We start from the raw sequence: 12,821 nt of genomic DNA on the forward strand, positions 1-12,821 counted from the left end.
TCGCGGTGTCGAGGAACGCGGCCAACACCGGGTCGGCGTCGAGAATGTAGCGTTTCATGCCGTTGGGCTGCACCAGCCGGGTCAGAGCCCGCCGCGAGACGAGCACCTCCTCGCGCGGTTCGACTCCGTCGACATCAAGCGCGTCGCGGTAGCGCACCGACAGTTTTCGCACCGAGTCCACCGGATTGGTCGCCGCGAACTCCACCAGTTCCTTTTCCGCTGCGATCATGTCGTCGGTGGTCGCGCGCGGTGCCGCCTGCGTCAGGTTCGCCGTGATGTACAGCGCCGAATCCACCGTCAAGGCCCCGGCAGCGAGGGCCTCGGCCACCTCGGAGTATTCCGGCGGTAGCGCCTCGCCGATCAGGCTCCTCCGTGGCTTGGTCGCTGCCCCGACTCGACAGAGTCGCCCGGCCTCCGCCATGGAGATATGTCCGATATCCGTCAGGGCTGCCGCGGCATTCCTGTTGCCGGTTCGGGCCGAGATGCTGTGCGGCCCCGAATCGTGCTCGAACCGGTCCTGCAGCTGACCGGCCACCTGCGCCTTCAACGCATCCAACCGTCGCCCACTCGCAAACACGGCATCCGCCACCGCCAACAAACCCGCGTCGGTCATCCGCTGAAGCTCCAACCCGGCACTCGGCCCGCCCTCCGAACACGTCCCGCCACCCAGGCTCGAGAGTACGTGTCGGCGAGTGCCGCCGTGCTCTCGATGAGGAGGTCCGTTGAAGTGGTCATGGCATAATTTTCCCAGCCACCACCGACACTGGAGCGACCTAAATAGCCCTGACCGGGCATTTCTGTGCACAACTCGCAAAGAATTTACCTGTGGAGGAGAAGCGTCGCGCACCCCAGAACCGCGTCTGTGCGCAGGCTGCCCCGGCCCGCCACGGGACACGTCCATCTAAACTGAGTGAATATTGATTAACTGAAACCGCGTCAAACTTGGTACGGTGCACGGGTAGCGATCAAAGGAGATCACGCATGCTCTCGTACACGGACTCAGAGTCGAACCAGCCCCTGCTGGAAAGCACCATCGGTGATCATTTCGAACTCACCGTTGCCAGATTTTCCGAGCGAGATGCGCTCATCGAGGTCGCCACGGGGAGGCAGTGGACCTACGGCGAGCTCAACGCCTCGGTGGATGCGCTCGCCCTCGGTCTGCTGGCACTCGGCATCGAACGCGGCGACCGGGTCGGCATCTGGTCACCCAACTGCGCCGAATGGACCATCGTGCAATACGCGACGGCCAAGGTCGGTGCCATCCTGGTGAACGTCAACCCGGCGTTCCGCACGGTCGAACTGGAATACGTGGTGAGGCAGTGCGGCATGCGGATGCTCATCTCCGCTCCGTCAGACAAGAACAGCGACTACACCGCCATGGCCCGCGAGGCGAGGGAAGCCTGCACCGAGCTGCAACAACTCGTCTTCATCGGCACCGACGCCAACCCGGTGCAGGCGGGCGAATTCGACTACCTCCAGGTGCTCGACGCCGGGCGAGATGTGTCACCGCTCGACCTGCGCGACCGCATGGACGAGCTGACCGCCCACGATCCCATCAACCTGCAGTACACATCCGGAACCACGGGCTTCCCCAAGGGAGCCACACTCACCCACCGCAACATCCTCAACAACGGCTTCTTCATCGGTGAGCTGCTCAGTTACACCGAACTCGACAGGGTCGTGCTGCCGGTACCGTTTTACCACTGCTTCGGCATGGTCATCGGCAACCTCAACATCTACTCCCATGGGGCGGCCGCCATCATTCCGGGTCGCGGTTTCACGGCATCCGCTGCCCTGCAGGCCGTGCAGGACCATGGGGGAACCTCGCTCTACGGGGTGCCGACCATGTTCATGGCCGAACTCGCCCTGCCCGACTTCGCCGATTTCGATCTGTCCACGCTGCGCACGGGTGTGATGGCCGGGTCCACCTGTCCGGTGGCCGTGATGGAGCGGGTAATCGACGAGATGAACATGGTCGACGTGGCCATTTGCTATGGCATGACGGAAACCTCGCCCGTGTCCACGATGACCCGGAGCGACGACACCGTCGCCCTCCGCACCTCAACCGTCGGGCGCACGATGCCCCACCTTGAGAACAAGATCGTCGACCCCGTAACCGGCAGCACCGTGGAACGCGGCGAGATCGGTGAGCTGTGCACTCGCGGCTACAGCGTGATCTCGGGCTACTGGAACGAACCGGACAAGACCAGGGAAGCCATCGACGAAGAGGGCTGGATCCACACCGGAGACCTCGCAAGCATGGACGCCGGCGGCTACATCACGGTGGAGGGGCGCATCAAAGACATGGTCATTCGCGGGGGCGAGAACATCTACCCGCGCGAGATCGAGGAGTTTCTGTATCGGCACCCATCGATTCGCGATGTGCAGGTGATCGGCGTGCCCGACGACAAATACGGCGAGGAGCTGATGGCCTGCATCATCCTCGAGTCGGGCGCGGACATGATCTCCGCCGAAGACCTCGCAGAGTTCTGCCGAGGTCAGCTGGCGCACTTCAAGGTGCCCCGCTACGCCGACGTGCGTGACAGCTTCCCGATGACCGTGTCGGGCAAGATCCGCAAGGTGGCGATGCGCGAAGAGGCGATCGAGCGGATGTTGCAGGGCCGCTGAACGCGGGTTCGGCCGACCCGGTGTTCCGCCTGCAGCGAATCAGTCCACACTCACAGCTTCCCGTGGAATTCCCGACCGGGTGTTTCAGTTTCACGTAAGTGTGGTCAATCGGAGGTTGCAATGGCACGAGTTAATGAAGAAGTAGAGTTCGCGTCGGGCGTCGTCGCGAAGTATCGTCGGCACGCCAACGGCCAGGGATTTGTCTCGGCAGGGGCACGAGTGCATCCGGGAGCGTTTGTGTCCGGTACGGCCTACGTCGAGAGCGGTGCCGAGGTGGGCGCCGACACCTGGATCGGCCCGGGAAGCTGGATCGACCACGGCGCGATCGTCGGCACCAAGGTCTTCATCGGCCAGAACGTGCACGTGGGCGCTGACTCCCGCATCGGAAATGGAGCCCGCCTCGGCAGCCACTCCCGGATCGGACGCGCCGCCAGCATCCCCGGAAGTGCCCGATTGGATCGGGATACCCGCGTGCCTGAGCAGACGGTTGTGCGCCGAGCCGCCTAGGTTGCGGCCGGCGTCGACCTAGAACAGGGCGGCCACCGCGTTCGCGGCAGCGAAAATGGTGAGGCCGGCGAGCGATCCCACAATGGTGCCGTTGATGCGGATGAACTGCAGGTCGCGGCCGACCTGCAGTTCGATCTTCGCGCTGGTCTCGGCCGAATCCCATCGCTCGACGGTTTCGGTGATCACGCCGGCGATCTCGTGCCCGTAGTTCTGCACAAGGCCCGTGACGGAGTCCACCAGCCAGCGGTCGATCCTGCTGCCGAGAGCACCGTCGCGCGCCAGCCGCGAACCCACGTCGACGAGCGCATCCCGAATACCGGCGCGCACGGCGCTGTGCGGGTCGTCCAGGGCGGCAGTCAGGGAAGCCTTCACTGATTCCCAGGTCTCTCCCGCGAATTCCCGCAGCCGCGGGCTGTCGAGAAGACCGAGCTTGAGGTTTTCGACCCGAGAGATCATGGTCGGGTCGTGCTGCAGGTCGGCCATCAGCTCGGCCAGATAGCGGTCGATGGCCTCCCGCACCGGATGATGCGGCTGGGCGCGAACGCCTTCGACGAAGGCGATTACCTCCCGGTAGGCGCGATCGTCCACGAGTTTGTCGACGAACCCGGGAAGCCAGCTCGGCAGCCGCACCGAGACGGCCCGCCCGAACGCCTCCGGGTGCGCGCGCAGCCAGGCATCCGCCCGGTCAAGCAGCAGATCGACGCCCGCGTGCTGCTGGCCGGACGATACGAGGCGCTCCCCCACCCGACCGAGACTGGGACCCCACTCGGGCCGCACGAGGTGCTCCCGGGCCACGGATTCGATCAGACTCTTGATCGCATCGTCGTTGAGCAGCTCCAGCACGCTGCCGCCGGCATTCGCGACCTCCCCGGTCAGGCGGTCCGCGTTGCTCGAGACGGAGAGCCAGCCGCCCACGCGGCGAGAGATCCCCACGGACTCCAACTTGCCGCGCACAACCGACTCAGCCAGGAAATTCGCTTCGACGAACTCGCCCAGGCTCGCGCCGATCTCGTTTTTACGGGTCGCGATGATGTTGGTGTGCGGGATGCGCAGCCCGAGCGGATATCGAAACAACGCGGTCACGGCGAACCAGTCGGCGATCGCACCGACCATGCCGCCCTCGGCGGCGGCACGCACATAGCCCAGCCACGGATAGCGGTCTTGGAGGGCGAACGAGACAGTGAAAATTACGGCCATAAGTACGAGCAGGGCTGCCGCGAGCCGCTTCATGCGGGTGAGCGCCACACTGCGTGCGGCGTCCTGGGGCGACAGGGTTGCCGGCGTGGTCAGCGCGCTGGTCATCGACGCCTCAGGCGGTGAAACCGGAGTGACGGATGCCCCAGCGCACGACCCAGGTCTCGTCCGGTGCGAGCCAGCGCAGGCCGGCCCCGGAGTTGAAGGCGTCTGCCGGAGCTGTCATGGGTTCGATCGCCACGGCCTGGCCGGTGACCGCGGGTCCGTCTCCCGTGCGGGTGGGGAAGTTGCGCGGGGTGAAGACCTGCACGTAGCGCATGTTCTCGTCGCCCCAGAGGGTGAGTGAGCGCCCGTCGGGTGCCGTGAGGCTGTGTTCTCCGCGGTCTCCGACGACCTGGACGGCGGCGAATCCGTCGTCGAGGTCGATGTCACCGATACGCACGCCCGTGCGGAGGTCGAATGCGGTGCCCTGCACCGGGGACTCCCCCACCGGTTCAAGCGGTCGTCCACGTCGATGTGGGTGTCGGCGGCCACCCGCAGGACCAGGTCGCCGGTGGGCACGCCGCCGATGCGGAGGTATGGGTGGGCGCCCACGGCCACCGGGGCATCAGTTTCGCCCACGTTGCGCAGCGTATGGGTGACCGCGAGCCCGTCATCGACGAGCTCGTACGTCACCTCCGTGTCGAGCTGAAACGGGTAGCCGGCCTGCGGGAAGACGGAGGCACCGAGGGTCACCGACCCGGCGGTACGGGAGATCAGGGTGTACGGCGCGAAACGGAGCAGCCCGTGAATGGCGTTGGAACGAGCCGGCTCGGTGAGCGCGAGCTGGCGTCGCACGCCGTTCTGCTGCCACACGCCGTCGCGAATGCGGTTTGGCCAGGGCACGAGCACGATTCCGGCAGCCATCGGGGGCTGGGCCTCGACCGGAAAGGGTTCCGTCAGGTCTATGCCGCCCAAGGCATACGATCGGATTCCCGCCGCCACCTCGGTGATGACGGCCGTGGCCCGTCCACTCGGCGTGTCGGCCGTGAGCTCAAACTGGGTTCCCGTGGCTGGTCGCATGCGCCTAGTTTATTGCGGCATTCGCGGGTTGAAGCACCGTGAGCCCGGTGTCGCGCAACGCGGCGAGCGCTGCCGGATCGGCACCGATATCCGTGACCAGCGTGTCGAAGTCGCCGAGCATCCCGATGAGCCCGAGGTGCACCTGCCCGAGCTTCGATCCGTCGGCCACAACGACGGTTCGGGCGGCCGCCGCGAGCATGAGCGTCTTGACGCCGGCCTCGGGAAGGTTGATGTTGGTGACTCCCCGCTCCACGTCAACCCCGTTGCATCCGATGAAGCGAGGTCGGCGTGCACCTGGCTGAGCACGATTGCCGCGAGGGGCTCCACCAGGGAGTGCTGCAGCGGGCGCAACGAGCCACCCGTGACGATCACGGTGAACCGGGGAATGGTGGACTCGAGTTCGAGGGCGATGCTCAGGCCGTTCGTGATCACCACGACATCCCGCAGCTCCGTGCGGTTGCGCAGCGCGCGAGCAATGGCCAGGGTGGTCGTTCCCACATCGAGGATCACGCTCTGCCCGCTGCGCACGAGGGACGCCGCGAGCTCGCCGATCTGCTGCTTGGGCACGACGGATGCCGCGAGCGCCTCCTCAAAAGAGAACTCGCGTTCCGGCCGTCCCACGGCACCCGCTCCGGCCGGGTGCGCGGGCACCGCACCGCCGTGCACCCGACGGGCGAGCCCGAGCAGCACAAGGGAATCCAGGTCGGCTCGCGCGGTCACCCCGGACACGTTGAAGGCGGTGCGCAGCTCGCTGACCCGTACGAATCCCCGCTCCGCCAGCAGGCTGAGAATCTGCTCGCGTCGCAGGTGCGCGGGCTCTCGTTCGATGATCGGTTCAGACATGAGCCCATCTTCTCCCACTTGGAATTACTTTTCAATGCGAAAGCTCTAGTTTCGCTTACGCAAATAGATTATTGTGGAATCGCCATGACACATTCAGATTTCGCCGCAGCCGCTGACACCGCCCCCACCAGCGCCGCCAGAGCGCCCTTCGTCGCCGACGACCGCATCGTTCGGCATCGGCATTCCCTCGCCGACGGCCGCGACCTCGTGTACTTCGACGATCCGGACACGACCCTGCCTCCCGAGCGAGCGCTGGACACCCGCGACGCCGAGGCACGCCCCTTCACGGCCCGCATGCGCCAGGACCCGCTCACGGGAGAGTGGATCTCCATCGCCGCCAACCGCCAGAATCGGGTCTTCCTGCCGCCGGCTCACCTCGACCCGCTCGCACCGGCCACTCCGGACAATCCTTCGGAGATCCCGAGCAACTACGACGTGGCCGTCTTCGAAAACAAGTCACCCTCATTCGGCCCGCTACTGACGGATGCGGACGCTCCGGCCGGCCTCGATGATCTGGCCGCCATCGGGCTGGGTCGCAGCCGCACGTCCGTGGGACGCTGCGAAGTGGTCTGCTTCAGCCCCGAGCATGAGGGGTCCTTCGCGAGCCTGTCGGTGACGCGTGCCCGAACGGTGATCGAGGCCTGGGCCGAGCGCACGCACGTGCTTTCGCAGATGCCGGGCATCGAGCAGGTGTTTCCGTTCGAGAACCGTGGCGAGGCCATCGGGGTGACCCTGCACCATCCGCACGGACAGATCTACAGTTACCCCTACGTCACGCCGCGCACCCAGCGCGTGATCGAATCGCTCGAGACCTACGGCCCCACCCTCTTCGCCGACATCCTCGCAAGCGAGCAGGCGTCGGAACGGGTCATCCTGCGCGGCGAACACTGGACGGCGTTCGTTCCGTTCGCGGCCCGCTGGCCGATCGAGGTGCACATGCTTCCCAACCGCCAGCTGCCCGACTTCGCCGCGACCACGCTCGCCGAGCGCGATGAACTCTCCGTGCTCTATCGCCGGTTGCTGCGCGGGATCGACGCCATCTACGCGACGCCCACGCCGTACATTGCCGCCTGGCATCAGGCTCCGGTCAACACGCACCGATCGGACATCCGTCTGATGCTGCAGGTGACGAGCCCGCGACGGGCGGAAGACAAGCTCAAGTTTTTGGCCGGCTCCGAGGCCGCGATGGGCGCGTGGATCGGCGACGTGGCGCCGGAACAGGCCGCCGCGACCATCCGCGCGGCCGTCGAGCGGGCAGCGGCACACGACACTGCCGCAGACACAGACACAGACACAGACACAGACACCAGCACGGAGGCACACGCATGACCGATCTTGAACGCTCGACCCGCGAGGGCTTCACCAGCCGGTTCAATCGTGATCCGCTCGGCCTCTGGTCGGCGCCCGGCCGGGTAAACCTCATCGGCGAACACACCGACTACAACGACGGCTTCGTCTTCCCGTTCGCAATCGACCGCCGCACCATCGTGGCGCTCGCGCCGCGCACCGACAGACTCATCCGGGTGGCCAGCTCCTTCGCCGAGGCAGCCATCGAGCTTTCCCTCGACGAGCTGATTCCCGAGAACCTGCACGGCTGGTCCGCGTACCCGCTCGGCGTCGCCTGGGCCCTCGGCAGTTACGGAGCTGACCTCTCTGCTGCAAGCGGCTTCGAACTGTACATCGACTCCGAGGTGCCGATCGGCGCGGGCCTCTCGTCATCCGCTGCCATCGAAAGCGCCGTCGCGCTCGCGCTCAACGACGTCTGGAACCTGGGTCTCGACCGACCCACCCTCGCCAGGGTCGGCCAGCTCGCCGAGAACCGGGCGGTGGGCGCGCCCACCGGCATCATGGACCAATCAGCGTCCCTGCTGGGCCAGGCGGATGCCGCGGTCTTCCTCGACTGCCGCACCCTCGCCGCCGAGGTGATCCCCTTGGGCTTCGACGCCGCCGACCTCGACCTGCTCATCGTCGACACCCGGGTCAGCCACTCTCACGCCACCGGAGGCTATGCCGATCGGCGGGCCTCCTGCGAGGCGGGCGCCGCCGCCCTCGGTGTCGACTCTCTGCGCGATGTCTTCGAAGCCGACCTCGCCGGGGCCGCGGAACTGCTCGACGACGAGACCTTCCGGCGAGTGCGTCACATCGTCACCGAGAACCAGCGCGTGCTCGACACCGTGCGCACCCTGCGCGAACAGGGTCCGACCGCGATCGGTCCCCTGCTCGACGCCTCGCACGTGTCGATGCGCGACGACTTCGAAATCTCGGTTCCGCAGCTCGACCTCGCCGTGGAGACGGCGCGCCGTGCTGGCGCCATCGGGGCACGCATGACCGGCGGAGGTTTCGGCGGTGCGGCCATCGCGCTCACGCCGCGCACGCTGCTCCCCGCGGTACGTGCAGCCGTGGCCGAAGCCTTCCGCGTGGCCGAATATGCCGCGCCGGACATGTTCGTGGTGCGCGCGGGCGATGGCGCCCTGCGCCACCCCGCCCACGCGAATGCGCTGCCCACGGCCGGGTAGACCTCTCTTGCCCGGGTCGGGCGAGCGACGCTAGCCGTTGGCCGCCGCGTTGATCGTGATGGTGTCGATGCCGCCGGCCTGCACACCCCACCCCGCCAGAATCTCGGCGTAGCTTCCGTCGTCGACCATCGACTGCAGTGCCGCTTGAATCGCCGCGGCCATGCCGGAGTCCTTGGCGACAGCGAATCCATACGGCGCCACCTCTGAGCTCTCACCCGCGGTCTGCAGCTTGCCCGCGAGCTTCTCGATCGCATAGAGCGTCACCGGCGAGTCGGCACTGAATGCGTCCGCCTGGCCGAGCAGCACGGAGGTGGCCGCGGTGTCCTGGGTGTCGAGCGGGAGTTTCTGGATGGCCGGCTTACCGGCGGCCACGCAGGCCGCGCTCTTGGCCGGGATCTCCACGGTGTCCTGGCACGTGGTGGATTGCACGGCGATCTTCAGACCGCAGGCGTTGTTCGGATCGATGTCGTTGCCGGTCAGCGACGCCCACTGGATGCCGGCCTCGTAGTAGTTCACGAAGTCCATCTGCTTTTCGCGTTCCACGTTATCGGTGAACGAGGAGGCGCCCACGTCGATCGTGCCGCCGTCAATGCCCGGAATGATGGTTTCAAAGCGGGCCACCGTGAATTCCGCGGTGAGTCCGAGCTTGGCTGCCATGGCGTTGCCGAGTTCGATGGTCCAGCCGATCGGGTCGCCGGCCTCGTTCTTGAATTCGTTCGGCGGGTAGTTCGGGCTGGTGCCGAGCACGAGGGTGCCGGAGTCGGCAACGGAAGCCGGCAGGAGAGCCACCGCCGCGGCATCCACTTCCGGGGCGTTGACGGCCGAACCGTTCTCGGCGTCACCGGTGGAGGCGGGCGAATTGTCGACGCACCCGGTGAGAAGCAGAGCGGCGACCGCTGCGAGAGCGGGAAGGGCATGTCGGGCGCGCATGAAGAGTCCTCTTACGGTTGCTGTTCGGTTGTGCGGGTCAGAACCCGGCTGTTCTTAGGATCACACACCCGGCGCCAGCGCGCTGACCGCGCTGGCGCCGCCTCCGGTGATGCGCAGCAGCTCGCGGCAGGTGCGGGGAAACACCGTGAGCGCGTGGCCGGACACCGCCCGAACTGCGCGCGAGCTTCGTCCTGGGGCATTCTCGACGCCACCGGTAGGCTGGCCGCTATGACTGCCGATCCTGCCGCACGAATCATCACCCTGCCCAACGTTCCCGCCCCCCGGGTTGCCGAGACCGCCTTTGTGGCGCCCGGCGCCGTGCTCGTGGGCAATGTGACCCTCGCCGAGCATGCGAGCGTCTGGTACAGCTCCGTGCTGCGCGCTGAGCAGGAACCGATCACGATTGGCGCCGGCTCAAATCTTCAGGACAACGTGTCCTGCCACGTCGACAGCGGATTCCCGCTCACGGTCGGCCGTAACGTGTCGGTGGGCCATGGCGCCGTACTCCACGGCTGCACGATCGAGGACGGCAGCCTCGTGGGCATGTCGGCAACCGTGATGAACGGTGCCGTCATCGGCGCCGGGTCGCTCATCGCCGGCGGCGCCGTCGTACTCGAGGGCGCGATCATCCCGCCCGGATCACTCGTGGCGGGCGTGCCGGCCAAGGTGCGACGTTCGCTGAGCGACGAGGAGATCGCCAGCCTGCTGCACAACGCCGAGAACTACCTCGAGCACACCGAGCTGCACCGCGCCGCCCTCGCCTGACGCGGGCCGGCGCCCGGGCATCGGCCAGGCCTGTGGCGCGCTACAGCCGCAGGGACTGTTCGGCGGCCTTCACCACATTGCTGAGCAGCATGGCACGGGTCATCGGGCCCACGCCGCGCGGGTTGGGCGACAGGTGCCCGGCCACGGATGCGACGTCGGGGTGCACGTCTCCCGTCAGTCGTCCCTTGCCGGTGACCTCATCGTGCACGCGGGTGATTCCCACGTCGAGAACCGCGGCACCGGGCTTGATCCAGTCGGCCTGGATCAGGTGGGGCACGCCAACGGCGGCCACCACGATATCGGCACGGCGAACCTCCCCGGCGAGATCGACCGTGCGGGAGTGCGTCAGCGTCACCGTCGCATCCAGGCCCTTGCGGGTGAAGAGCAGCCCGAGCGGGCGTCCGACGGTGAGTCCACGGCCCACGACGACGACCCGCTGGCCCACAATCGGCACGTCGTAGCGACGCAGCAGCTCGACGATTCCGGCGGGGGTGCACGGCAGCGGTGACCGCAGCTCCCCTTCGATGCCCAGGACGAGCCGCCCGAGGTTGGTCGGGTGCAGCCCGTCGGCGTCCTTCGACGGGTCGATGAGCTCGAGCATGGCGTTCTCGTTGTGGCCCACCGGCAGCGGCAGCTGAATGATGTAGCCCGTCACGTCGCGGTTCGAGTTGAGATCCTTGATGGCCGCGCGAACATCCGCTGACGTGGCCGATCCGGGCAGATCGATACGAATCGACTCGATGCCGACCTCGGCGCAGTCGCGGTGTTTGCCGGCCACATAGGTCTGTGAGCCCGGGTCGCTGCCCACCAGCAGGGTCGCGAGTCCGGGAACCACGCCGTTCGAGCGCAGGATGGCGACGCGGTCGACCAGTTCGGCCTTGATGGCCGACGCGGTCGCGACCCCGTCGAGGGTGATGGCAGTCATCGTGTGTCCGATCTATGGTTCACATGCACAAATTTCCGGGGGACGTCGACAGAGATCATGACCCGCAACGGCACTGGGCGGATACCCCCGGCCGGTCGAGACACGATCTCCGTCGAGCTCGCGAGCGCGACTGTTACTGCTGCAGACCCGAGTAGAGCGGGAAGGCCTGCGTCAGCGTGCCGACCCGGCCGCGGAGGGCCTGGATGTCCGCGCCGGGCTTGAGCGCCTCCGCGATGATGTCGGCGACCTCGGTGAATTCCACGTCGCCGAAGCCACGGGTGGCGAGCGCCGGCGTGCCGATGCGCAGCCCGCTCGTGACCATGGGCGGACGCGGGTCGAACGGAACCGAGTTGCGGTTCACGGTGATGCCCACCTCGTGGAGAGCATCCTCAGCCTGCTGGCCGTTGATCTCGGAGTTACGCAGGTCGGCGAGCACGAGGTGCACGTCGGTTCCTCCGGTCAGAACGTCGATGCCGTGCGCCTTCGAGTCGTCGGCCGTGAGTCGGGCGGCGAGGATGCTCGCACCGCGCAGGGTGCGCTCCTGACGTTCCTTGAATTCCTCGGTGGCAGCGAGCTTGAACGCGGTGGCCTTCGCGGCAATCACGTGCATGAGCGGCCCGCCCTGCTGGCCGGGGAACACGTTGGAATTGAGCTTCTTGGCCAGGGCCATGTCGCGCGAGAGGATCAGGCCCGAGCGCGGTCCGGCCAGGGTCTTGTGCACGGTCGTGGAGACCACGTCGGCGTACGGAACCGGCGAGGGGTGCACGCCCGCAGCGACGAGTCCCGCAAAGTGCGCCATGTCAACCCAGAGCAGGGCGCCGACCTCGTCGGCAATCGCACGGAAGGCCTCGAAGTCAAGGTGACGGGGGTATGCCGACCAGCCGGCGATGATCACCTTGGGGCGGTGCTCGACGGCGGCGTCACGCACGGAATCCATATCGATGCGGAACGTCTCGGGGTCGACGCCGTAGGCGACCGGGTTGTAGAGCTTGCCCGAGAAGTTGAGCTTCATGCCATGGGTGAGGTGACCGCCGTGCGAGAGCTCGAGGCCGAGGATGGTGTCGCCGGGGGTGGCGATGGCGGAAAGAACGGCGGCGTTCGCGGTGGCTCCGGAGTGGGGCTGAACGTTGGCGTACGCGGCACCGAAGAGGCTCTTTGCCCGGTCGATGGCGAGCTGCTCCGCCACGTCGACGTACTCGCAGCCGCCGTAGTAGCGGCGGCCGGGGTAGCCCTCGGCGTACTTGTTGGTGAGCACGGAACCCTGGGACTGCAGGATGGATCGGGGAACGAAGTTCTCGCTCGCGATCATCTCAAGGTAGTCACGCTGGCGTCCGAGCTCCTGCTCGAGTACGGCGGCGATCTCGGGGTCAACGACCTCAAGGGGCTCGTTGAAGGTGGACTTCAGCACGGTAGAGGATACGGAATCAGGCACGGAGTTCTCCTTAATCAAT

Annotated in this window: 12 protein-coding genes and 2 pseudogenes; 5 read left to right on the plus strand and 9 right to left on the minus strand. The window is 66.8% G+C overall.

Annotated elements, in window-relative coordinates; translation table 11 throughout:
* Positions 1–613 (minus strand): DUF222 domain-containing protein (locus JF66_RS06190; protein WP_035876309.1); only part of this gene is annotated, 613 nt, incomplete at its 3' end.
* Entirely contained in the window at positions 610–735 is a 126-nt protein-coding gene (locus tag JF66_RS24975; RefSeq protein ID WP_255351508.1) for a hypothetical protein, read from the minus strand. The genes JF66_RS24975 and JF66_RS06190, both read right to left, overlap by 4 nt.
* 246 nt (positions 736–981) lie before the next feature.
* On the opposite strand from JF66_RS24975, the gene JF66_RS06195 reads away from it, so the two are divergent.
* A complete protein-coding gene (locus JF66_RS06195; protein WP_035876310.1) occupies positions 982–2,628 on the plus strand; it encodes an AMP-binding protein in 1,647 nt (548 codons plus the stop codon).
* Between the two features lie 120 nt (positions 2,629–2,748).
* Positions 2,749–3,135: a hypothetical protein gene (locus JF66_RS06200; RefSeq protein WP_035876311.1), complete on the plus strand. Its 387-nt coding sequence runs from the start codon at positions 2,749–2,751 to the stop codon at positions 3,133–3,135.
* A gap of 18 nt (positions 3,136–3,153) precedes the next feature.
* Here JF66_RS06200 and JF66_RS06205 read toward each other — a convergent pair whose 3' ends face one another.
* From JF66_RS06205 to JF66_RS25240, 4 genes and pseudogenes are all read right to left on the minus strand, one after another.
* Positions 3,154–4,437, minus strand: coding sequence for a DUF445 domain-containing protein (locus JF66_RS06205; protein WP_035876312.1), 1,284 nt, complete (start codon positions 4,435–4,437; stop codon positions 3,154–3,156).
* Between the two features lie 7 nt (positions 4,438–4,444).
* Positions 4,445–4,804, minus strand: coding sequence for a hypothetical protein (locus JF66_RS24195; protein ID WP_231556318.1), 360 nt, complete (start codon positions 4,802–4,804; stop codon positions 4,445–4,447).
* A gap of 83 nt (positions 4,805–4,887) precedes the next feature.
* Positions 4,888–5,391, minus strand: a pseudogene (locus JF66_RS24200) (hypothetical protein); the annotation flags it as partial.
* Between the two features lie 4 nt (positions 5,392–5,395).
* Positions 5,396–6,234: pseudogene (locus JF66_RS25240) on the minus strand (DeoR/GlpR family DNA-binding transcription regulator).
* A gap of 84 nt (positions 6,235–6,318) precedes the next feature.
* On the opposite strand from JF66_RS25240, the gene galT reads away from it, so the two are divergent.
* Both galT and galK read left to right on the plus strand, forming a co-directional pair.
* Positions 6,319–7,563 carry a galactose-1-phosphate uridylyltransferase gene (gene galT / locus JF66_RS06220; protein ID WP_081882186.1) on the plus strand — a complete coding sequence of 415 codons (1,245 nt, stop codon included), beginning with the start codon at positions 6,319–6,321 and terminating at the stop codon, positions 7,561–7,563.
* Entirely contained in the window at positions 7,560–8,750 is a 1,191-nt protein-coding gene (gene galK / locus JF66_RS06225; protein ID WP_051973189.1) for a galactokinase, read from the plus strand. Before galT ends, galK begins: the two co-directional genes overlap by 4 nt.
* 30 nt (positions 8,751–8,780) lie before the next feature.
* Here galK and JF66_RS06230 read toward each other — a convergent pair whose 3' ends face one another.
* The gene (locus tag JF66_RS06230) at positions 8,781–9,680 is read right to left on the minus strand and encodes an ABC transporter substrate-binding protein (RefSeq protein WP_035876313.1); all 900 of its coding nucleotides are present in this window, start codon (positions 9,678–9,680) and stop codon (positions 8,781–8,783) included.
* A gap of 228 nt (positions 9,681–9,908) precedes the next feature.
* Between JF66_RS06230 and JF66_RS06235 the strand changes: the two genes are divergently transcribed.
* On the plus strand, positions 9,909–10,445 hold the full coding sequence (locus JF66_RS06235; RefSeq protein WP_035876314.1) for a gamma carbonic anhydrase family protein: 537 nt from the start codon (positions 9,909–9,911) through the stop codon (positions 10,443–10,445).
* A gap of 40 nt (positions 10,446–10,485) precedes the next feature.
* Here JF66_RS06235 and JF66_RS06240 read toward each other — a convergent pair whose 3' ends face one another.
* On the minus strand, positions 10,486–11,370 hold the full coding sequence (locus tag JF66_RS06240; protein WP_035876315.1) for a bifunctional methylenetetrahydrofolate dehydrogenase/methenyltetrahydrofolate cyclohydrolase: 885 nt from the start codon (positions 11,368–11,370) through the stop codon (positions 10,486–10,488).
* A gap of 133 nt (positions 11,371–11,503) precedes the next feature.
* Positions 11,504–12,802 (minus strand): serine hydroxymethyltransferase, encoded by a 1,299-nt coding sequence (gene glyA / locus JF66_RS06245; protein ID WP_051973190.1) that lies wholly within the window; start codon positions 12,800–12,802, stop codon positions 11,504–11,506.
* Positions 12,803–12,821 lie beyond the last annotated feature (19 nt).

This window comes from Cryobacterium sp. MLB-32 (genome assembly GCF_000738085.1).
GTDB lineage: Bacteria > Actinomycetota > Actinomycetes > Actinomycetales > Microbacteriaceae > Cryobacterium.